This is a genomic window from Paraburkholderia sp. J8-2 (assembly GCF_905220195.1).
In the GTDB taxonomy this organism is placed as follows: Bacteria; Pseudomonadota; Gammaproteobacteria; order Burkholderiales; family Burkholderiaceae; genus Paraburkholderia.
This window is the reverse complement of the sequence record NZ_CAJMZA010000002.1, coordinates 32,487-54,543: the sequence shown is the minus strand read 5'-3', so window position 1 is coordinate 54,543 and position 22,057 is coordinate 32,487. Positions and strand designations below refer to the sequence as shown.

19 protein-coding genes are annotated in these 22,057 nt (G+C 61.9%); 14 read left to right on the top strand and 5 right to left on the bottom strand.

The window, feature by feature from the left end; all coding sequences use genetic code 11:
- Positions 1 to 9 precede the first annotated feature (9 nt).
- Entirely contained in the window at positions 10 to 1,113 is a 1,104-nt protein-coding gene (locus U5A52_RS05535; protein WP_321934207.1) for an acyltransferase, read from the bottom strand.
- A gap of 270 nt (positions 1,114 to 1,383) precedes the next feature.
- On the opposite strand from U5A52_RS05535, the gene U5A52_RS05530 reads away from it, so the two are divergent.
- Both U5A52_RS05530 and U5A52_RS05525 read left to right on the top strand, forming a co-directional pair.
- A complete protein-coding gene (locus tag U5A52_RS05530; RefSeq protein ID WP_321934206.1) occupies positions 1,384 to 2,352 on the top strand; it encodes a zinc-binding alcohol dehydrogenase family protein in 969 nt (322 codons plus the stop codon).
- 27 nt (positions 2,353 to 2,379) lie between these two features.
- Positions 2,380 to 2,556, top strand: a complete 177-nt coding sequence (locus tag U5A52_RS05525) for a DUF1427 family protein (RefSeq protein ID WP_321913043.1) — start codon at positions 2,380 to 2,382, stop codon at positions 2,554 to 2,556.
- A gap of 72 nt (positions 2,557 to 2,628) precedes the next feature.
- On the opposite strand, the gene U5A52_RS05520 is transcribed toward U5A52_RS05525, so the two are convergent.
- Positions 2,629 to 3,084: a host attachment protein gene (locus U5A52_RS05520; protein ID WP_321913042.1), complete on the bottom strand. Its 456-nt coding sequence runs from the start codon at positions 3,082 to 3,084 to the stop codon at positions 2,629 to 2,631.
- 342 nt (positions 3,085 to 3,426) lie between these two features.
- Here U5A52_RS05520 and U5A52_RS05515 point away from each other — a divergent pair, with 342 nt between their 5' ends.
- Complete coding sequence (locus U5A52_RS05515; protein WP_321934205.1) at positions 3,427 to 3,555, top strand: hypothetical protein; 129 nt, start codon at positions 3,427 to 3,429, stop codon at positions 3,553 to 3,555.
- A 35-nt stretch (positions 3,556 to 3,590) separates the two neighbouring features.
- On the opposite strand, the gene U5A52_RS05510 is transcribed toward U5A52_RS05515, so the two are convergent.
- The 3 genes from U5A52_RS05510 to U5A52_RS05500 all read right to left on the bottom strand — a co-directional run bounded on the left by U5A52_RS05510 (position 3,591) and on the right by U5A52_RS05500 (position 6,483).
- Positions 3,591 to 3,725, bottom strand: coding sequence for an entericidin A/B family lipoprotein (locus tag U5A52_RS05510; protein ID WP_158757106.1), 135 nt, complete (start codon positions 3,723 to 3,725; stop codon positions 3,591 to 3,593).
- A gap of 132 nt (positions 3,726 to 3,857) precedes the next feature.
- Positions 3,858 to 4,961, bottom strand: coding sequence for a glycosyltransferase (locus tag U5A52_RS05505; protein WP_321934204.1), 1,104 nt, complete (start codon positions 4,959 to 4,961; stop codon positions 3,858 to 3,860).
- Positions 4,962 to 5,091: 130 nt separating this feature from the next.
- Positions 5,092 to 6,483: a calcium-binding protein gene (locus tag U5A52_RS05500; protein ID WP_321934203.1), complete on the bottom strand. Its 1,392-nt coding sequence runs from the start codon at positions 6,481 to 6,483 to the stop codon at positions 5,092 to 5,094.
- A gap of 586 nt (positions 6,484 to 7,069) precedes the next feature.
- On the opposite strand from U5A52_RS05500, the gene U5A52_RS05495 reads away from it, so the two are divergent.
- From U5A52_RS05495 to U5A52_RS05445, 11 genes are all read left to right on the top strand, one after another.
- Positions 7,070 to 8,176: a sugar transferase gene (locus U5A52_RS05495; RefSeq protein ID WP_321934202.1), complete on the top strand. Its 1,107-nt coding sequence runs from the start codon at positions 7,070 to 7,072 to the stop codon at positions 8,174 to 8,176.
- A 278-nt stretch (positions 8,177 to 8,454) separates the two neighbouring features.
- Entirely contained in the window at positions 8,455 to 9,549 is a 1,095-nt protein-coding gene (locus tag U5A52_RS05490; protein ID WP_321913038.1) for a polysaccharide biosynthesis/export family protein, read from the top strand.
- A gap of 112 nt (positions 9,550 to 9,661) precedes the next feature.
- A complete protein-coding gene (locus U5A52_RS05485; protein WP_321913037.1) occupies positions 9,662 to 11,860 on the top strand; it encodes a GNVR domain-containing protein in 2,199 nt (732 codons plus the stop codon).
- Positions 11,861 to 12,169: 309 nt separating this feature from the next.
- Complete coding sequence (locus U5A52_RS05480) at positions 12,170 to 13,273, top strand: glycosyltransferase family 1 protein (protein ID WP_321913036.1); 1,104 nt, start codon at positions 12,170 to 12,172, stop codon at positions 13,271 to 13,273.
- Positions 13,261 to 14,478, top strand: coding sequence for a glycosyltransferase family 4 protein (locus tag U5A52_RS05475; RefSeq protein ID WP_321913035.1), 1,218 nt, complete (start codon positions 13,261 to 13,263; stop codon positions 14,476 to 14,478). Before U5A52_RS05480 ends, U5A52_RS05475 begins: the two co-directional genes overlap by 13 nt.
- Before the next feature lie 189 nt (positions 14,479 to 14,667).
- On the top strand, positions 14,668 to 15,942 hold the full coding sequence (locus U5A52_RS05470; protein ID WP_321913034.1) for a hypothetical protein: 1,275 nt from the start codon (positions 14,668 to 14,670) through the stop codon (positions 15,940 to 15,942).
- Entirely contained in the window at positions 15,935 to 17,233 is a 1,299-nt protein-coding gene (locus U5A52_RS05465; protein WP_321913033.1) for an oligosaccharide flippase family protein, read from the top strand. Before U5A52_RS05470 ends, U5A52_RS05465 begins: the two co-directional genes overlap by 8 nt.
- Before the next feature lie 130 nt (positions 17,234 to 17,363).
- Entirely contained in the window at positions 17,364 to 18,272 is a 909-nt protein-coding gene (locus U5A52_RS05460; RefSeq protein WP_321934201.1) for a glycosyltransferase family 2 protein, read from the top strand.
- Positions 18,273 to 18,293: 21 nt separating this feature from the next.
- Positions 18,294 to 19,388 (top strand): acyltransferase, encoded by a 1,095-nt coding sequence (locus U5A52_RS05455; RefSeq protein WP_321934200.1) that lies wholly within the window; start codon positions 18,294 to 18,296, stop codon positions 19,386 to 19,388.
- Between the two features lie 255 nt (positions 19,389 to 19,643).
- Positions 19,644 to 20,750 carry a glycosyltransferase family 1 protein gene (locus tag U5A52_RS05450; RefSeq protein ID WP_321913030.1) on the top strand — a complete coding sequence of 369 codons (1,107 nt, stop codon included), beginning with the start codon at positions 19,644 to 19,646 and terminating at the stop codon, positions 20,748 to 20,750.
- Positions 20,751 to 20,782: 32 nt separating this feature from the next.
- Complete coding sequence (locus U5A52_RS05445; protein ID WP_321913029.1) at positions 20,783 to 21,859, top strand: glycosyltransferase; 1,077 nt, start codon at positions 20,783 to 20,785, stop codon at positions 21,857 to 21,859.
- The last annotated feature ends 198 nt before the right edge of the window (positions 21,860 to 22,057 follow it).

Genomic DNA, 22,057 nt, shown 5'->3' with positions numbered 1-22,057 from the left:
CTTCGCTGTTCAGTTCGCGTCCTCGTTGACTGGCAGGTCGTCGGTCGGCTCCTGGAGGGCAGCCTTGCCTGCATGGTCCGCGCCGGTGAACCGGGACCTGCGCAGCCGTATGGCCGGCACAGCGTGCAACAGACGGCGCGCGCGCCTGTGCAGTGGCCAGTCGACGAACTGGTAGAGCGCGGCGCCCATGGCCGTAGCCACGATCATGGTGAGCGCCACGCCGAGCGGCGCAGTCGCGTCAAAGCCGTCGATCGCGTCCGGCAGCAGCTTGCGCGCCGCTTCAACACAGTATGGATGGCTCAAATAGATGGCGTAACTCGCGTTGCCGATGAATATCGCCGCGCGAGTCACCCAGCCCGAACCCGTCGCCGATTCGAGGCTCAGTGTGCTGGCGATCAGCACGAAAGCGGGCAGGCCGTAATACAGCAGCGGTGCGTTAGACAGGTCGTGCCAGTTGATCCAGGCCATCCACGCATAGGCTGCTACGGCCATGCATCCGGCAAGCGGCAGCTTGATCCAGACTCCGAATTTCCAGAGTTGGTAGGCCAAAATACCGAGCGGGAACTCGAACATCCGCTGATTCGTATAGAACGCGGCAAATACCCCGTGCGAGTGCGATGCCTTCGCCGCGCAAAAGATCGCAAGGAGCAACGCTGACGTGAGCAGCAGGCGGTGACGACGCATCACGATCAGCGAGACGGCGGTGACCGCGTAAAACAGCATTTCGTAGTTCAGCGTCCAGCCGACGAACAACATCGGGAATATCTGGCCACTTTCCTTGCGATAGGGAATGAAAAACAGCGATTTCAGCAGATTCCCGAGGTCGGCGGTCGTCGAATTCAACAGCTCAGGAGCGGTGAGTGCTCCGACGAATACGCCAAACGTCAGCACCCAGTACAGCGGCACGATGCGGGCAATGCGGTCCGCGAGAAAGCGCTGTGCGGTCAATTCGGGGTTGTCCAGCACGAGGGCGATGACGAAACCGCTTATGACGAAGAAAATGTCGACGCCAAATTCACCGAACGTGTGTCCAGTCGGCGACATGATGTGAAAGAAGATGACCGTTGTGGCTGCAACGGCGCGCAGCACGGTGAGCGACTTTAACTTTTGCATGTTGGGTGCGCGGTCTGCGCGTTCGCCAATGGCGGCCGGGGCGGATGTGCTGCGTTTGATCGCGGCTATTCTGACATTGCTGAAAGTTATGCGAATGCGTAGTTTTGTGGGCGAGCGTACAGAAGTCAGCAATTAGTTAAAGAATTACCTTGTCCGAAATTCGAAAGTCTCTGTCCGCACAACCGGCCGGCAACACATTACATTGGCCTCCAGTTCGATACCGCGTTTGCATATGCAGTAGCGCGAAAGCCGATTCCACGGAGTGAAGCCATGAAAGCCATCCAGTTCAAGACCTTCGGCAAGCCCGAGGTGCTCGAATACGTCGATCTGCCCACGCCCGTGCCCGGCGCCGATAGTGCGCTCGTGCAGGTGCGCGCCGCCTCGGTCAACCCGAGCGACGTGAAGAACGTCTCCGGCCATTTCGAGCACACGGTGCCGCCGCGCGTGCCGGGGCGCGACTTCAGCGGCGTGGTGGTGGCGGGCCCGGCGCACTGGCTCGGCGCCGAGGTCTGGGGCACGGGCGGCGACATCGGCTTCACGCGCGACGGCACGCACGCCGAGTTCATCGAGGTGCCCGTGGCCGCGCTCGCGCGCAAGCCCGCGGCGCTTTCGCATGCGCAGGCCGCGTCCATTGGCGTGAATTTCGTCGTGGCGTGGCTTGGCACCGTCGATTACGCGCATCTCGCCGAGGGCGAAACGATTGCCGTGATCGGCGTATCGGGCGGCGTGGGCGGCGCGGTCACGCAGATCGCAAAGGCGCGCGGCGCGCGCGTGATCGGCGTGGGCCGCGAGGCGCCGCTTGCCGGCTCGCCGGCCGCGCGTCTGATCGACGCCTTCGTGCCCATGAACGAGCACACCGCCGAACGCGTGCGCGAGCTGACGGGCGGCGCGGGCGCGGACGTGGTCTACGACGCCGTGGGCGGCGTGGCGTTCGAACTGGCGCTCTCGCTTGCGAAGCGGCGTGGCCGCGTGGTCGAGATCAGTGCAACCGGCAAGCGGCGCGTGGAGTTCGACCTGATCGACTTCTATCACAACGAAACGCAGTTGCTCGGCGCCGATAGCGCGAAGCTCGGCGTCGCAGAATCCGCGCCGCTCATGCGTGCGATTGCCGAAGCGTTCGATGCGGGCCGGTTCGAGCCGCCGGTCGTGGCCGTGCACTTCCCGCTCGCACGCTCGCGCGAGGCCTACGAGGCGGTCGCGGCGGGCACGCCCGGGCGCGTCGTGATCGACATGGCGTGAGCGCCGGACGACGAACGGGAGAGGGCGATGAAGGGGTATCTGGTGTCGTTCGCGGTCGGCGCGCTCGCGGGGCTGCTCTACAACGTGCTGCAGGTGAAGTCGCCGGCGCCGCCGACCATCGCGCTCGTCGGGCTGCTCGGCATGCTGGCGGGCGAGAACGTCATCGGCCTCGTGCGCGCGTGCGTCGCGCACCTTGCGGGGTGAGCGGGCTGCGCGGGGCAATCGTTGCCCCGCGCGCGGGATAGCGGCCCGCGCGCATGTTACTGGGCAGCTAGCTCACGCCTCGGCCCGCACGAGCCGCTCGGGCAGGCGTGCGCGCAGCGCACGCGCATCGAGCGCCGCAAGATCCTTGTCGAGTTCGAGCGTGACGAGGCTGCGCGTTTGCGCGTCGATCGCCTTGCGCAGCACGCCGAGGAACGCCGGAGGCGCCGCGAGCACGAGCGTGCCGTAGCGCGCGTCGTTGCGGCCCTTCGTGAGCGTCGTCGCGATCTCCGCGGCGAACACGGTGGCTTCGTGGTCGTGCTGGCTGGTGTCAGGGTCGGTCGCGCTGCGGCCGAAACCGACGCGGTCGGTGGTGCGCCCCGGTTTGTCGGTCACGAGGTTCTCATCGAGCATGCGGCCCTGCAAATGCAGCAGCGTCTCGACTTCGTCGATGGCGCCCAGCGGGCTTTCTGCGGCGAAAATGCGCGCGGTCACACGGTTGGCGACGACAATCCAGATCGTTTTCGACATGTTCGACTCCCTGCCATGGCGTCCGGCGCATGAGGCAGCCGGGCGGTTGAGAGGACTCGCGCCACGCGGCGTGAATATCAAGGGTAGCGCGCTTCGGGCCGCACGGCGCGGGAAATGCCGCCGCGCCCGACTATGTGCCTCGTGCGCCGCCGGCATGCGCGTGGCGCGAAGCGTCGGGCCGGCGAGCCGCATGCCCCCGCAGGCCGTTTTTCTTCCCGGAATTCGAGAGGACGATTCTCGTTGCTGCCGGATTCTCTTTTTTAGCGGAAGAAACTACTCTTTGGCCGCTGCGGCCGACTCCGCGGCGCGCAGCCTATTCCACAGCGCTTCGAGGCGGCGGACGTGAAGTCGGCGTTAGACGAGCGCGAGGCGCGCATTCGCGAACTGGAAGAGGCAGCGGCGCAACGCGAGGCGCGTATGCGCAAACTGGAGGCGGAAGTCGCGCGCTTGCGCGAAGGTGCCGCGGCGTGAGCGCTCGCTCGCACCGCAACTCATCCACAAGCGGCTTATTTGGCTTTTTCCGCCGAGTTGGTGATGGCTTGTCCGCCCTTCGAGATGTCCTCGCCCGCGCCAGCGATGGTGTTGCAGGCGGCGAGGGTGACGGCGAACAGTGCAAGCGCAAACGCGAGATAACGGCTCATATCGGCTCTCCCTGAATCGAAATGGACGTCGAAAAGAAGCGGCGGCGGGCATGAGGCATGCGCGCCGCCGTTCCTTTCGATTCTACGCGCGAAGCGGGGCCATATGCGCCGAGCTTGCGCAGCTAGCCGTTTTCAGCGCCTGCGCGTCCTGCGCACGACGAGCCATTTCGGCGAGCGAAAGCGCACGATGCTCACGTAGAGCCACACGTAGGTGAGCGCGAACAGCACGACGAAGCAGAACAGGTGCAGCGTGTGGCGCCAGAACAGCGTGGCCGGAATCACGGCAATCAGGCAGAGCAGCCACAGGTACGGCGAAGTGAGCGAGTTGCGCCGCGTGAGTTCGCGTGCGTTGCGCGCGCCCACGACCCAGCGCATGAGGCGCTTGTAGACGAGCATGTGCAGGTGCACGCCATCGGGAATGCCGGGCGACATGCCGCGCACGAACTTCTTGCGGTAGATCGAGAAGCAGGTCTCGAAGATCGGATACATGAAGAGCAGCACCGGATACCAGGCCGACACGTCGCGGTTGCGCATGACGAGCAGGATCGACAGTTCGGCGAGCATGAAGCCGATGAAATACGCGCCGCCGTCGCCGAGGAAGATCAGGCCCGCCGGGAAATTCCACATGAAGAAGCCCAGCACCGCGCCCATCATGATGAACGACGCGGAAAGCACCACCGGGTCGTGCACCTGGAACGCCACGTAGGCGAGCGAGGCGAACATCATGAACGCGACCATCGAGGCGAGGCCGTTGAAGCCGTCGATGATGTTGATCGCGTTGGCGAGCGCCGCGACCGCGAGCACGGTGATGACGAAGGAAATCGCCGCGTAGGAAAGCAGGAAGTCGAGCGGCGGCACGCTGATGCGCGTGACCGCGATGCCGAGAAACCAGAACGCGAGCGCGGCGGCGGCCATCGTGCACAGGAGGCGCGCAAGCGGCGAAACGCGCTTGGTAAGGTCTTCGATCAGCCCCGAAGTGAACGCGGGCAGCCCGCACGCGACGATGCCGAGTATGCCGCCCGAAACGGCCGGATACGCGCCGTGCAACTGCGCAGCCGCCACGATGAGCCCCGCGAGGATGCCTGTTCCGCCAATGCGCGGGACGGGCCGCACGTGAAATTTTTGCACGCCCGCAAGGTCGGAGTCGACGGAGAACCTTTCATGCAGATGCGCGTAGCGCACGATCAGCAGCGTGACCAGCAATGAAACGAGAAAGCCGAGGGCGAAACTGAGCATGAAAGGAAACCGCGACCGGAAGGAGGAATGCGCGATTATACAAAGGCGGGCACGCCGCACACGCCGAACCTCCTGAGGGCGTCGGCGCGCGTGGGCTCCGGTCAGGACAAGTCATTGACTGGCCGCGCGCTCAGGTTCCCGGTGTGTCCGCGGGAGTGATTTCGAGCAGGATGACGTGATCCGGCACGTTCACGGAGAGCTGGCGCAAGTCGCGATGGCTTTCAAGCGGCTGCGCCGAAGTGAGCGGATCGTACAGGTCGACACGCTTTGCTTTTCCGCCAAAGTCGACATCGACGCGCGCAGGGGGGCTCGCGAGTGGCGCTCCCGTCGCCCGGTTCCAGATGAGCGTTTCATTCCAGAGCACCAGTACGAAGCGCCCGTCCTTCTTCTGCAGCAGCAGGCTGTTTGCCGATGGCGGCATCTCCGAAAGCGTATATGCGAGCGTGCTGCGCGCCGCAGCGCTTGTGCGTCGCGTCGTGTTGGCGTTCAGGATCGAGGTGAGATTGCGAATCGCGTAGGCCACGGGTTTGGGGCTGTTGTCGTTGCGAAAGAGCCCGTAATGCATTTCGTCGTTCTTGCGCTCCGGATCGGGCTTTTCGTCGAGCAGTTCATACACGTAGAGCCGTTTCACGCCCGCTGCCGCAGCGTCCATATAGCCGTTGAGCACGCCCTTGGCCTGTGTCGGTTCGTCGACGCCGAGCATGTACCAGCCCGCCTGTGGCAGAGAGAAGTAGCCGAACTCGGTGATGACGAGCGGTAACTGAAATCTCTGGCCGAGGTGAATGGCTGCAAGCATCCACTTGTCGCCGTTTGCATTCCAGAGCGGTTGTTCGCCGTTTTGCGGGTAGACGTGCTGATTCGCGTAGTCGGCAGAATTCGTGCGCGTCTCGACTGACTTGGGGTCGAAGCCGGTCGCGTCATATACCGGCACACCTGCAAGCTCCGGCGTGCCGTGCACGCGTGCGTAAAGATCGCGCTGTACCGCGAGCCCGGCTGCGGCGCCGGTAAGTCCCTGGTAAGTGATCGAAAAATTGTTGAGCTCGTTGGGGCCTTCGATGGCCGCGACGCTGCCCGGCACCTCGGTGTTCAACTTCGCGGCCAGCGCGATTTTTTTCTCAAAGTCCGCGCCCATCAGAAAGTTGAATTTCACGCCGCGCTGCGCGAGATACACGTAGCTCGAGAACGGGATGGACGAGCCGGGCGCGTAATCGCGAACGTGGTGGATGCCGAGCCATGCCATATCGTCGGCGACGTTGTGCACGTTGACGTACGCGCCGTCGGTGTAACTGACGTGGGTCACGACCGCGAGCGTCTGGAGGAAGTCGTCGGCGGGCATTGCCTGTGCCGCGCCACTCGCGTGCGCCGCCGTTGCGCAGGCGAGCGCGCAAAAGCCGGTCGCGAGGCTTCCGGCGACACGCGTGCCAGGCCGCCCACGCGGTTTCGCCAGGCTTACGTGTCGCAAACGCTGGGAGGCGGTTCGTCTGGCGAGCAGGCCAGCGATGAGTGCTACGGGATGCTTCACGGCGTATTCCTCGCGTGGGGCGGCCGCCGCCGGATGCGCGCGCCTTGCCTCTCGTGGCGGCGTCTCGATGGTTCTGTCCCGGTTGGAGCGGATTTCAGGGCCCATTTTGATGCGCAGTTGCCGCCTTCGTGTGTGCGACGGCGAACGGATGGGCATTCCGCGAAAGCTTAAATTCCTGCTACAACCGATGCCTTACAAAAAAATAAGGAATCCTTCATATCAATCGGCCCCCTTTCGGGCACATCTGAAAACGGGCTGCAATGGCAGGACAGGAAGTCCTGATTCCACGCACCGTCACTCCCCCGCGAAGCGCATCGCCGTTGCGTTATGTGCGCGAACGCACATAACGCTTTGCGCGCATGCGCCCAGTCACACGGCTTGTGCATGACGCCGCCGACGATCACAGACAGTTGGTGGGATTGCGCACGGTCTGCCTGTTGCTCACACCGTAATGTGTTGTCGTGGCCGTCGGGCGAGCAGCGTATGCATGAATCGCTCGGGGCACGGGGTCCGTGTGTCCGCTCCTGGCGGACGAACGCATCGGCCACAAACGTCTGACGAACACGACACGCACTGGGGCAGGGACATGTCAGAGTTAACGCAACGGTCAGAGCTTACGCAACGTACGGTCGATATCGTGCTGCAACGTACGGTCGATGTCGTGCTGATCGTGCTGGGCGCGATATGCGCCGTACACCTGAATCTGAATTCCGGGCAGGTGGCCGCGGTGCATCACCCCGATCCCACGCTGGTGGCGTTTTGCGCGGCGCTTGCCCTCTCGGTCTTTCCCGCCTGCGGAACCTATGGCACACGTGGCAGCCGGTCGCCGATCAGCGTCGCGGGCCGTACGGCGTTCGCCTGGCTCGCGGTGCAGCTCTGCGGACTCGTGCTGCTTTATGCGATTCATCACGATCACTTGCTGGCGCTGCCGTGGTTCATGTACTGGACATTGACAACGGGTATTTCGCTGCTGCTCTCGCACACGCTGTTCTTTTCGGAATTGAGCGTGTTGCGCGTGACGCGTGCCTGGTGGCGCCGGGAGACGCTCGAGGTCGGTGCGCGCGACGCGGTTCGCAGCGCCGTCGTCGGGCATGCCTTGAAGCGCCTCTTCGACGTTGTGGCGGCAGTTGGCGCGATTGTCGTGCTCTCGCCGCTGCTCGTCATGCTCGCGCTGCTGGTCAAGCGCGATGGCGGGCCGGCGTTGTACGGCCATACGCGCGTAGGACGCCATGGCAAGAAGTTCCGCTGTCTCAAGTTCCGCTCGATGGTGATGAATTCTGAGCAGGTGCTCAAGGAACTCCTCGAGCGCGATCCCGAAGCCCGCGCCGAATGGGAGCGTGAATTCAAGTTGAAGAACGACGTGCGCGTGACGCGGGTCGGCCACTTTCTGCGCCGCTCGAGCCTCGATGAACTGCCGCAGCTCTGGAACGTCCTGCGCGGCCAGATGAGCTTTGTCGGGCCGCGCCCGATCATCGATCAGGAGCTCGAGCGCTATGGCGAGGCGAGAAAGTACTACCTGATGGTCACGCCGGGTATTACGGGCCTGTGGCAGGTGAGCGGGCGCAATGATATCGACTACGCGACGCGCGTTTTGCTCGACGTTTCGTATGTGGAGAACTGGACCTTCCGGAAGGACATCGGGATTCTGTTCAAGACGTTTTTCGTGGTGATCCGCGGCACCGGCGCGTATTGAACTGAAGACGGGCCGCAGGCGGGAACGGAAAGCGGGCTGCGAAGGTGTTAGCGGCAGGCGCGCTTGGCATATCAGGTATCCGGGTCACACGGCATGATCCGGAACGCGTGTAACGGATTGGGGGTGTTGCGATGGGACTCAACGCGATGAACTGGATCGGGACTGAGCACGCGCGTGTCGTGCGGGAATTCGGACTGGCGGGTGCGCTGCGCCGCGGGGCTGCGTGTGCCGTTTGCCTCGTGCTCACGGCGCTCAGCGGCTGTGCCCTTGCGCCGGGCATGACCTACACCGCCGGAGGGGGCGCCGCCGGGACGAACCCGGGCGCCGGTGCGGCATCTGGCACGGCTGTGCCCGAGAGTGTGGCGACCAAGGGAATCGCGGGGGCGCCATCCGGCACGCTCGTCGAGATTACAAGGGACCTGGTGGACAAGGAAGCTGCGGCGCGCCCCAAGGGCATTCCCGAGGACGTGGAGAAGATGTTCGCCAAGGCCACGCCGTATGAAATCGGCCCCGGCGATATTCTCACCATCGTGGTGTGGGATCACCCTGAGCTCAACCTGCCCGGCGGCGCCGGTGCCGGCGACGCTCCTTCGGGCGCTAGTTCGGTTGCGTCCGGCTACACAGTCGATAACAACGGATTTATTCAGTATGCGTACATTGGTCCGCTGAAAGTCCTGGGTCTTTCGGAGATGGGCGTTCGCGACGTCCTCGCGCAGAAGCTCGCGAAATACGTGCGTCAGCCGCAGATCACCGTGCGCATCGAGACCTATCGCAGCAAGCGCGTGTATCTGGACGGCGAGGTCAAGACGCCGGGCGTGCAAGTGCTCAACGACAGACCGATGACGTTGCCCGAGGCGATCAATCGCGCGGGTGGCTTCACCGCCAATGCCGACCGCTCGCATGTGTCTGTGACACGTGGCGACACGACCGTGGATATCGATATGCCGGCGATGATCCGCAAGGGGTTCAATCCCGACCGGATCGTTCTGCGCGACGGCGACCTTGTGCGGATCTTTGCGCAGACAGACAGCAAGGTGTTCGTCGTCGGCGAGGTCGAGCGTCCTGGCGGCGTGATGTTCAATAACGGACGTATGTCGCTCAATGAGGCGCTTGGCAACGCGGGAGGGATCAACCAGTCGTCGGGCGATGCCTCGCAGGTGTATGTCGTGCGTGGACGCGATACCAGCCAGCCGGTCGTGTTCCATCTCGACGCGAGCAGCGCTTCTGCCATGGCCACGGCCGACTCGTTCGAGCTCAAGCCCAACGATGTCGTGTTCGTCGATACGTCTGCTCTCGTGAAGTGGAGTCGTGTCATCAGCCTGATATTGCCGACAACCCAGGCCGCGGCGACCAGCCGTGCGATTGGATATTGATGTCCATATGAAAAACGCAAACCACACGAACCGCGTCAGCCGACCTGTTCGAAATCGGGGGAACACGATGAATAACCGCGACTTCCTGCTTGAAGGGCCAGCGGAGACGATCATGCCGATCGCCCCCGACGGCGGACACATGGGCAATCTGCTGGATACGCTATATGCGGGCCGCAAGACGATCCTGATCGTCACGATCATCTTTACGCTTATCGGCACCCTCTACGCGGTACTGGCGTCGCCCGTCTATCAATCGGACATGCTCATCCAGGTGGAGGAGAGCCCGAACGCGGCGAAATCGGCGCTGGCGGATCTGTCCTCCCAGTTCGCGGTCAAGACCCAGGCGTCGGCGGAAATGGAGGTATTGCGTTCGCGGATGGTCGTGTCGTCCGCCGTCGATGCGACGAAGCTTTATATCAAGGCGACGCCGCGCTACTTCCCCGTGGTGGGCCGCTGGGCTGCGCGGCATCTGAGCCTCGACGGCTGGTCGGGTTGGGGCGGATATGCATGGGGTGCCGAGGCGATCGAGGTGACGCAATTCGACGTGCCGGCGCGCCTGCAAGGCAGACCGTTCGTCTTGACCTACCGGGGCAACGGCGCCTACACGCTCGAAGGCGCCGGCCTCACGCTCGAAGGGCATGTGGGACAAGCGCTGCACGCGCCGACCGTGGGCGGCGCGATCGACCTCCTCGTGGGCCGGATAGACGGCCAACCGGGCACGATCTTCAACGTGATGCGCGTGTCCGAACTGAGCGCGATCCAGTCGCTGCAGACGGCGGTCGCCATTACGGAAAAGGGCAAGGAGTCCGATGTCATTGGCGTCGCGCTGGATGGCGAAGACCCGGTTCTGACCAGCACCATTCTCAATGCAATCGGCAACGAGTACATCCGGCAGAACGCCCAGCGCACGCAGGAAGAAGCGGAAAAGCAGATTGCCTTCCTCGACCGGCAACTGCCTCTGCTCAAGGCACAGCTCGAGAAGGCCGAGAACGAGTTCAACACGTTCCGCTCCGAGCACGGCGCCGTCAATCTCGATGCCGAAGCTTCGGCGCTGTTGCAGAGTTCGGCACTGGCGCAGCAGCGTATCGCCGACCTGCAGCAGCAACGCGCGCAGGCGATGGCCCGTTTCACCGACGACAATCCGGCTCTCGTCGCCATCAACGGGCAACTGTCCGAAGCGGAGAAGTCGCTGGAGCGCCTCGCTGGACAGACCCGCGCGCTGCCGCCGGTTGAGCAGCAGCTCGTGCGCCTGCAGCGCGAAGTCACCGTCGATACGAATATCTACACGAATCTTTTGAACAGCCGCGAGCAGTTGCGTCTGATCAAAGCCGGGCGCGTGTCGAATGTGCGCATGATCGACGCGGCGGTGCCGCCTGAAGGACCGATCCGGCCGAAGCGCGCCATCATCGTGGTCGCGGCCGTGTTTACCGGATTGTTTGCCGGTGCGGCACTCGTGCTGCTGCGTCAGCGGCTCAACCGCGGTGTCACCGTCGTGGACGAGATCGAAGCGGGCACCGGACTGGCAGTCTTCGCGGCCGTACCGCGCAGCCGCATTCAGCATTCGCTCACGCGTCGCTTGCCGCACGGCGCGCCGGATACGAACACGGTGCTCGCCCACAAGGCCGTGTTCGATCCGGCGGTCGAGAGCCTGCGCAGCTTCCGCAGCGCGCTCGAACATTCGCTGGAGGAGGCAGAAAACCGTGTCGTGCTGCTGGCAGGGCCGACACCGATGGTCGGCAAGTCGTTCGTCTCGGTCAACCTGGCGGCCGTATTCGGTGCGTCGGGCAAGCGTGTGCTCCTCGTCGACGCGGATCTGCGGCGCGGCACGTTGAACCAGCATATGGCGGTGCCGGGCATGCCGGGCGTCACCAACATTTTCGAGCCCTGCCAAAGCTATGACCACGTGGTGAATCGCGACGTGATGCCAGGCGTCGACTTCGTCGCGACCGGGGGCTATGTGACCAATGCCAGCGAACTGCTGCGCAAAGACGCGTTCAGGAACTTCGTGGCATGGGCCAACTCGACGTATGACCTCGTGCTGATCGACGCACCGCCGATTTTGCCGGTGGCCGACGCCGGGATCATTGGGAGGCTGGCTGGCACCGTGTTCGTGATCGCGCGCCAGGGTGCGACGAGCGTCGCTGATCTGCGCGAGTCCGTGCGTCGCTTTGAACAGGTTGGCGTGCCGATTCGCGGCGTGATCTTCAATGACATGACTTCGCGTCCGGGGCGCTATGGCAACGAATATGCCGCGTACGGCTATTCGAGCTACGGCTTTGCCAAGGATACGGGCGCGGCAAGGGCGGAATAGCCGCGTACTGCCGGCAATTGCCAGCCAGGCGGCGCCTCAAAAATGGGCTGGAGCGGATTCGACCTGCTTCAGCCCGCGCCTTCGGCGCGAACCCATCACGCTCTCCTGTCACCCGTCGTTCGCACTAGCGGCGACTTTCCGTGGCAATTCGCAAGCGACTCTTCGAAAACGCCTCGAGACGCGTGAGTTGGCGCGACATGAGCGACGGCGAACATTCGCCGGTGCCAAGACCGGCGACACTTCAAGACATATGAATTGCATGGCGCAGCCCGTCGGATTCCGGCTGTGCGCGATGCCTTCCACCTTGGGATGAAACACGTGCTTGCCCCCAATCTGACGATTAACGGCCGCTTCCTTGGACGCCGCGCGACGGGTGTCGATCGCTTTGCGTTCGAGACGATCCGTGCACTCGACCAACTGATCGAGTCGGGCGATCCACGCGTCGCCGGGGTGCGGACCGAAATCATCGTGCCCGAAGCGCTGGCCGCCATGCCGAATCCGTTTCGGCACGTCGCGCTGCGAGCGAGCGGAAAAGGCGGCGGCCTGCGTTGGGAGCAACTGGCGCTCCCTCAAGCTGCACGCGGCCGATTGCTGCTCAATCTCTGCAACTCCGGGCCGCTGTTGTATCGCCGTCAAATTACGGTGCTGCACGACGCGGCGCCTGCGCGCGTGCCGGACAGCTATAGCCGGTCATTTGTCGCCTGGTATCGCTTGATGGCGCCGCGCCTTGGCCGCATTTCGCGCCGCGTGATCACCGTGTCCGAATTTTCGCGGCGCGAGCTGTGCGATGCCTACCGCATTCCTGCGGAGAAGATCGGTGTCGTGTCGGAGAGCGGCGAGCACATGTTGCGTGTGCAACAGGATGGCGGCAAGGCGGCAAATTCGTTCGACGAGCGTCCATTCGTGCTTGCGGTGGGCAGCCTCAATCGTCACAAGAATTTTCAGCTTGTCGCCGATGCGGCGCGACTGATCCGCGACGCGCAGTTCGACATCGTCGTGGTGGGCGGCGGCGATGCACGAGTCTACGGAACGGGGCAAGACGCGTTGCCCGCGTTCGTGAAACATCTCGGGTACGTGAGTGACGGCGAACTCGCGGCGCTCTACCGGCGCGCAGCGTGCTTCGTTTATCCGTCGCGCTATGAGGGCTTCGGACTGCCGCCAGTCGAGGCGCTGGCGCTTGGCTGCCCGGTCATCGCTTCGCGGTTGCCGGCTGTCCAGGAGGCGTGCAGCGACGCCGTGCTCTACACCTCGCCGGACAATCCTGCGGAGCTCGCGAGCTTGCTTGAGCGAATCACGAGCGATGCCGCGTTGCGTGACAGTCTGCGTGAGCGAGGCCGCGCCCGGACTGCGGAACTCACCTGGCAAGCAACTGCCACCAGGTTGATCGAGGAGATCTCGCCGTGGCTAACGTAACGCTCGCATCGAATCTCGCTAACGATACACGCAGGTTCGGCCGTGTCGCGGTCGTGCATGAGTGGCTCGTCACCTACGCGGGATCGGAAAAAGTCGTGGAGCAGATTCTCCAGTTGTTTCCACAGGCGGATCTCTACAGCGTCGTCGACTTCTTCCCGGAGTCGCTGCGTGGCGTGCTGGGCGGCAGACACGCGACGACCTCGTTCATTCAGCATTTGCCGCGGGCGCGCAAATCGTTTCGCAGCTACCTTCCGCTCATGCCGCTCGCCATCGAGCAGTTCGATCTCTCGTCATACGATCTCGTGATTTCTTCGAGCCATGCGGTGGCGAAGGGCATCTTGACGGGGCCGAACCAGGTGCACGTCAGTTATGTCCATTCGCCGATTCGCTACGCGTGGGATCTGCAGCATCAATATCTGTGCGAGGCGGGGTTGCAGCGAGGCATGAAAAGCTGGGTCGTGCGTGCATTGCTTCACTACATGCGAATCTGGGACCAGCGCACGGCGCATGGCGTGGATGCCTTCGTCGCCAATTCCGCGTTTGTGGGGCGGCGCATTCGCAAGGCCTACGGCAGCGAAGCCGCCGTGGTCTATCCGCCAGTCGATGTGGAACGGTTCGAATTGGCTGACCGCCATGAAGACTTCTATTTGATCGCCTCGCGCATGGTGCCGTACAAGCGCATCCCGCTCATCGTCGAGGCATTTGCCACGATGCCGTCGCGGCGTCTCGTGGTGATCGGCGACGGCGCCGACTTTGCCCGCGTCAAGGCGTGCGCGACGTCCAATGTGACCTTGCTCGGCTATCAGCCCGACACGGTTCTGGTGGACTACATGCAACGCGCACGCGCTTTCGTCGTCGCCGCGGAAGAGGACTTTGGCATTTCGGTTGTCGAGGCGCAGGCGTGCGGCACGCCGGTCATCGCTTTGGGGCGTGGAGGATCGCGCGAAATCGTGGTGGATTCGCCGGACCCCGAACGCGGCACCGGGATTTTCTTCAGCGAACAGAGTGTGGAATCGATCGTTGATGCGTTGGAGCGTTTCGAACGGCTGCCACCGATCAAAGCGGAAGTCTGCCGTCGCAATGCGATGCGCTTTACGCAAGAGCGATTCAAGCAGGAGTTTTTAAGCGTCGTGGAGCGTGCGATGGATGCCGACAAAGGGTTTGCCGATGTGCCGCCTGTGGTGCGGCGCTGGCACTCAGCCTGAGTTGGCGCGATAACGAGATCGTTCACGCACGAATGCTGGGTGAACGGATGGGGGCATCGGCAAGTGGAACTGACGATATTCGGAGTCATCGTGTTCGTCGCCGGACTGGCGGCGCTCTATGTGTCGTATCGCGGCGCGATTTACGGCATGGCGGTGTTTTCCCTGTTTGGATGCACGCTCGCGCTCTCATTGGGCGGCATCGGCATTCTGCCCGCGCAAGTCTTTCTCGCATTCTTCGCCATCAGGGCGTTCAATCTCGCGGGCGGGAAGGGCCTTGCCGACGCGGTCACGCTGGACAAGCCCGGCTTCTGGCTGCTTTGTACCTGCCTGTGGGGTGTGACGGGTGCCATTCTGCTGCCGCGATTGCTGAGCGGTGCGACGCTCGTGTTCCCCGTCGACCGCAGCAGCCAGTTCATCATCTTGCAGCCGCTTGGCCCTGTGTCAGGCAATCTGTCTCAGTCGATCTATTGCATCGCGGACGTCATCGTGTATTGCTCCATGTTTGCGTTCCTGCAATATCGCGGTGTGTACCGGACGCTCGCAAACGCCATCTTTTTGCTTGCCTCGCTTGACGTGCTTGCCGGCGTCATCGACATCGTCGCGCACGCGGCGGGCCTCGACATCCTCTCGACCATCAAGACAGCGCAGTTCGCCGATTTGACCGGCCAGGAAATGGCCGGGATGGTTCGCATCAGCGGCACGTTCAGTGAAACTTCGGGTTTCGCGGCTTTTACGCTGCCGATCTTTGTCTTTTGCCTGAATCTCTGGCTCGTCGGCTATCGTTCGAAATTGTCCGGTCCGCTGGCTATTTCAACAGGATGCCTGCTGCTGCTGTCGACTTCGGGAACGGCGTATGTCGGGTTGGGGGTGTATCAGTTCGTACTGCTCTTCAGCCGGCCTGGTGTTATCTCGCGTTTTGCTCCCGTACGCAAGCAACGGCTGTGCGTTATCTCGGCTTGCGCGGGCCTGTTGGGTGTGCTCTATGTGATCGTCTTTCTGCCGGGCGTGGTGAAAGTGCTCGGGGATTTCGTCGACGCCGCGATTTTGAGCAAGGCGGATAGTGATTCCGGCGTCGAGCGGATGGGATGGAATTCCCAAGGGATCACCAACTTCTTCGAGACGTATGGAATAGGCGTTGGGCTGGGAAGCATTCGCGCGTCGAGTTTCCTGGTGGTGCTGGTGGCAAGCCTTGGTGTCGTGGGGATAGTGTGTTACGGGACGTTCCTCGGCAAGACGCTGCTCGCGCCCGTGCCTGCCCATTATCCGTTCACGGAGCGCGCCATCTCTTATTCGGCGCGGCACGCCATGATCGCCACGCTGATCGTCGCCTCGGCCTCGCTTAGCGTTTTCGAACTCGGTTCTTGTTTCTATATATTCGCGGCCGCAGCGGGCGCACTCTCGCCGCGTGTGCTGCGACGTGTGCCCGCGCGTGGTGGGTGGGTTGCCAGGGGGGCTCATGAATAAGGTGCAGGCGTCGCTATCCAAGCTTGAATTACTGGCCGTTTATTTTTCGTACGCAATTCGTTACCTTTACCCGCTCATCCTGATTCCTTATTACGGAAGAGTGCTCGGTTCCAGTGGTTACGGTGTGGTATTGGCCGGGCTGTCACTTTCCAGTGCTCTCTGGCTGGTCGTCAACTTCGGGTTTTCTACCATCGGGGGACGGGATATCGTCCATACCGAAATCGCGAGCGAACGCGATACGATTTTTCGGGATCAATTTACGGCCCGGCTGCTATTGAGCATTCCCGGTGCGATCGTAGGAGGCATTGCGGTCAGCAGGTCGGAAATTATTGCCAATGTGCCTTTTGCAGGCCTTTTCGTCGTCGCGGGAGGGTTGCTGTCCGCCTTCAACATCGGCTGGTATTTCACCAGCACGGGACGTCCGCGCACGAACGTCCTGATCGAAGTACTGGGACTTCTGCTTTCGCTCGCGCTGATCTTCACCTTCATTCGCAAGCCGACTGACGTCGACCTGGCGTTTCCGGTGATTTTCACCTCCAGTATGATCCAGACGCTGGTGGCATATTGGCTGGTTCGAAAGGAATACACCGGCTTCACTGCACCCGTGCGTGCGGCAGTGGGTCTGATCAAGCGCTCGGCTACGATCTTCATATACAGCGGAACGGCAGTCCTGGTGCTGGATGCATCCACCTATATATTGTCGCTACTGGCCGCGGCCCAGGAAGTGAGTGCCTTTGGTCTCTCCGAGCGTCTGGTGGGAGCCGCGCTGAGCATCATGGCGCCCGCCGCGCAGATCCTGGCGCCGAAGGTCATGTATCTGGTGACCCGCAACCCGGCCCGAGCGAATCTGCTTGCCCGCCGAACATTTGCTGTCTTTTTTGTGGGAGCGGTAGCCGGTGTGATCCTCACGAGATTGCTCTCTGAATGGCTCATACCGCTGATATTTGGACCGGAGCTGCGTCATGCCGTACCGGTTCTGAATATTATGGTGTTCATTCTGCCGCTTACCGTTTGCACGCGGGTATTGGGCATTTATTTTCTGATTCCCCGCAAACTCGAGAAGCTGCTTGCCTGGAGCGGTGTGATCAGCGCAGTGGTGAACCTGGTGGCGGCCATTCCCCTTGCCAGCCACTGGGGGGCCGCGGGCATGGTGTACGCGCGGATACTGGCGGAAGGATCATTGCTGGTGATGTTGATTTTCGGGATCTGGAAGGCGGGGTTGTTCCGCGAGATTCTCGGGATCAACGAAGGCGTCTCTTTACCGGCGAGATTTGGAAGATGGCTCGAATAGCGACATACGCGAATCGTTTTGCACATGCGTTGTGGTGTACGCGTGAAGACAGCCCATACGTCTTGCGCATTCCTGCGGGCAATGGTCGATGAGGTCAATGATGGAATCGAGCTTCAGTTCGCGAGTCACGATGGCCGAGCCAATGAGTCGGCCTTCATTTGGCAAGGATCCGAAAATCTGCCTGATCTTTGCAACGCGTGGTCGCGCAGACATTCTCAAGGACGTCGTTGCCTTCGCCAACGTGCAAACGGTGAAGCCTGATCTCATAATCGTGTCCTGCGTCTGCGATGAGGATGTTGGCGACCTGGCCGTCCAACCTGGAATGATCGTGCTGAAGGGGCGCCCTGGGCTCACGACGCAACGCAATCACGCGTTGGATCATGTGCCGAACGATGTCGACGTCGTGATTTTTCTGGACGACGACTTTCTGATGCACCGCGAATGGATTGCGCAAGCGCTCAAGGCTCTGGATAGCGATCCGTCTATTGCGTGTGTCACCGGCACCGTCATCGCGGACGGCATTCATGGGCCAGGCTATTCCTTCGATGAAGGGCGCGCACTCGTTGCCCGGATCGGCGAAGTGCCGGAAAAGATGATCGTCGCGCCGACCGGTGGCCCTTATGGGTGCAACATGGCGTTCCGCGCCAGCAGCATCGCTGGCCTGCGCTTCGATGAGCGCCTCGTTCTTTATGGCTGGCAGGAGGATCGTGATTTCGGAGGCCAGATCTGGAACCGGGGCGATCTCGTCGTGCGTATCAATACTGCGCTCGGCGTGCACCTGGGAGTCAAGCGCGGCAGGGTGTCCGGATGCAAACTCGGCTATTCGCAGGTGATCAACCCGCTCTATCTGGTGAAAAAGAAGACGATGCCTTTGCGCCCGGCGGTCGATCATGTCATGCGCAATATCGCGAGCAATATTGTTCGAAGCTTCGCACCGGAGCCATGGATCGACCGGCGAGGGCGTCTGGTTGGCAATTTGATCGGGTTGTGGGACTTCCTTCGAGGAAGGCTGACGCCCGAGCGACCCGAGAGCTTTTAGAGAAAGTGGCAGTCGCTAGCGATGAACAAAGACTCCCATTTGGCGGTGCCAGATTGCCTGCGCGGCCTCGCAGCCATATCTGTCCTGCTCTTTCACCTCAATCACTGGCTTGGGATCCCATGGTTGGCCCCCAACGCGGGCATTGCTGTCGACTTCTTCTTTGGCCTGTCGGGTTATGTCCTGTGCGTGGCGTACCGTGGCCGCTTCGAAAGAGGGATGAGCGGCGCGCTTTTCGCGCGTGTCAGACTCATACGGCTGATGCCGATGATCGTAATCGGAACCCTGTTGAGTGCATCGTATCTGGCGGCGAGATATGTTCTACTTCACGATTCCGACATTTCGCCAGGCTGGCTCGCGGCCGCCACGCTTCTCGGTCTATCATGTATTCCGACCTTCGGTGCTCCGCATGCGATTGGAGGGCCACAGGTTTTTCCGCTCAATGGCCCCGAATACACGCTTTTTCTCGAGCTGGTCGTCAATCTCTTCTGGATGCTCACACGCCGATTTGACGGAATGAAGTTCGCACTCGTCATGGCGATCGCGGGCTATACGCTTACCTCGGTGTTTGGCATGGGAGGCGATACACCGCAGACTTTCCTTTCCGGTTTTCCACGCGTATTTGGCGCTTACTATCTGGGCGTCCTGCTTTATCACGGCAATGTGAAATTCGGGCTGCTCTCGTTGAAGATCTGGAAATCGCTATTTCTTCCAGCGTGCGTGATGACCGTGGTCATTATGGGGTGGAATGGCCAGATCCCCTTCTTCGTACAGTGGCTGTGGGCTGCCGGCGTGATGCCGTTGCTGATCCTCGGCGGGTCTTCGATTGCGCTCACCGGGCCCGTGCGGGCAGTCGCGCTCGTTCTTGGCGAACTGTCGTATCCGGTGTACGCGTTGCATTACCCCACGTTTGTCTGGCTCAACGGCACCTATCAGCAGTTGATGCACAGAAAGGATCCGATTCTGGAGGCTGTCGTGTTCTTGCCAGCGATCCTGCTGGCGAGTTATCTCATCATGCGGTTCATCGATACGCCGATACGCGCCTGGCTCGTTTCCCGATTTGGCCGATCGACGCCTAAACCGGTTCTCGACACCACGGCGGCCGACACACCCGTTTGAGCCGGCGCGCGGCGCTCGCCCGCGGGCACGCTGGATATGCGCGCGTTTGCGTGCGGTATCCAGCAGTGCCGCGCTGGCTGTGTCGATAGCATACGCGTCGGAGAAAACAACATTGCCCCGCGTAAGGGGGAAGGCGCGTTTGCGCGAAACTGCCCGGAAACTCCGCGGCTATCGCCGTGGCCGTTCGAGCGGTCATCCGATCGGTTGCCTGGACACGGTGTGAGAAGAATTGACGCTTGAACGTGGGGGTGGATTATGAAAACGATCGCGTCGAAGACGATAGCTTTCAACGGCAAGTTCTTCGGGGCAGGGCCGACGGGCGTGCATAAGGTCGCCGAGCAACTCGTTGCCGCGATCGACGCGTTGATTGCCGGGCAAACTGGCAGCGGCGTCGATTGCGCACTCGTAGTCAGAGACCGCGTCGAGATCCCGCCCTACCGTAACATTTCGTGCGTTCGCGAGAGTCGCTGGGTCCGCAAGATTCACCGGATCGCGTGGGAGCAATGCTATCTCCCGCTGGCTCGCAGAAGGGACTTCATACTCAATTTATGCAACCTCGGGCCACTGATTCACCGGGATTCGGCGACGATGATACACGACGCCCAGGTGTATTCGGCCCCCGAATCCTATTCGCTTCCTTTTCGGCTTTGGTACAAATCGCTCTACTTTTTCATCGGTAAGCGGCACAAGATCATTTTTACCGTATCCGAGTTTTCTAAGGGCGAGCTCGTCCGCTATGGCGTTGCCGACGCCGACAAGATCGTCGTTGTGCATAACGGCTGCGACCATGTCCTGCAGGTTCAGCCCGACGCGCGGCAGCTTGCTGTGTTGGGCCTGAAGCCGCGGCGCTATGTGCTCGCACTCGCGAACACGCAGAAGCACAAGAACATCGGCATTCTGCTGAAGGCCTTCGCAGGCGCACAGCTGAGCGACGTCGAACTCGTGTTGTTCGGCGGGGCGACGCAGGCCGACTTCGAATATCTCGGGCATACCGTGCCTCCTAACGTGCGATTTACCGGACGCATTAGCGATGCCGAGCTCGTTGGGCTGATGAGCCATGCCGGCGCACTGGCCTTTCCCTCGCTGACGGAAGGGTTTGGTTTGCCGCCGCTGGAGGCGATGGCGCTAGGTTGTCCGGTCGTCGCTGCGCCGTTTGGTGCGCTTCCGGAAGTTTGCGGCAAGGCGGTGCTGTATGCCGATCCGTTGGACCCGGACGCATGGCGGCTGAATATTCTGGCCATACTCAACGATGAAAACGTGCGGCAATCCCTGATATCCGCTGGACTCCGGCAGGCAGGCGGCTTCACCTGGAGACAGGCGGCGCGCAGCGTGTTCGAGACCGTGAAGGCCGCGAGCGGCTGAACATCTTAAAAGAGAGCTTTCGGGGGCACGCAATGTCTATTGATGTCGACTTCTCATTGGCGCTCAATGATCGAACCGGCAAGCTATTTTTGGGGAAGGACATCATTTCGACGCTCGGAGCCAGGGTGACGAGGGTGCACTACGGACGATTTCACGAATTTCCCCACAGCGACCTGATGCGCCGGGTCGTCGGCCGGTTGACTCACAAGGAAACCATTGCGCGGGTACGCCACTCCCGGCTGGTTTCATTGTTGCCGGCCATCCGCGATCCACGCCCAACGCTGCATCTCGATCCACTGAGTGTCGTGCGCCATCGTCTGGAAGCACGCGACATTGTGCTCTGCCACGATGTGGGTCCGATCACGCATCCGCAGTACTTCGCGCCGGGTGTGAAAGACCTGTATCTCCTCGCCTATGAGCAGATCCAGCGAATGAAGCCGCACATGGTATTTGTCAGCAAGACTTCCCAGCGGGAATTTCACCGGCTGTACGGTGATGACTTCGCCTCGTCGAACGTCATCTACATTCCCACTCGCCTGGGGGTCAAGGAAGGAGAGGTGCGTCCGGTGGAAGGCGTTTCGCGCCGTTTTCTGCTGACGGTGGGGAGTATCGGAGATCGCAAGAACCAGGCGCGTTGTATTGAGGCGTTCTCGGCAAGCGGTCTCGTGGAGAAAGGCTGGCAGTATGTCATTGTCGGCGGGCGCGAGTCTGGCGCCGACGTCGCTATTGAACTCGCCAGGCAATCTCCCGGTGTGGTGATGCCGGGATACACGAGAGATGACGAGCTTCGTTGGCTTTACCGCAACGCATCCGGTTTCGTGCTGATGAGTCTGCTGGAAGGATTCGGAATGCCGGTGATCGAGGCGATAGAGCACGATTTGCCATGCCTCGTTTCCCGCGCGAGCATCTTGACGGAAGTCGGTGGCGACGCGATGTTGTGCGCCGATCCGCTTGCTCGTGAATCGATCGCGTATGGGATGTACTCGCTAGCGGAAATGCCGGAAGAGGAGCGCCTCCGGCGCATTGCCCAGGCGCGCGCGCATCTGCGGATGTTTGCGCGCGAACCGATACTCGCCAGTTGGAGAGATCTGGTCGAGAAGGTCGGGTAATCCGCTCGATCGTGCTGGACCGAACGCCGCGGGCTCAATGACCGCTGGCGATCTCGCACATTAAAAAAGCAAGGCCCGCCACGGCGGGCCGGGCGGGCCAGGGCAATTCCGGAAACGCGGTCGTGACCGTCCCGGTCTTTCGTCCAAGCCGGAGCTTCACGCGCCGCAGGCCGAGTATCGTCGAGGCCTGGGGCGGGC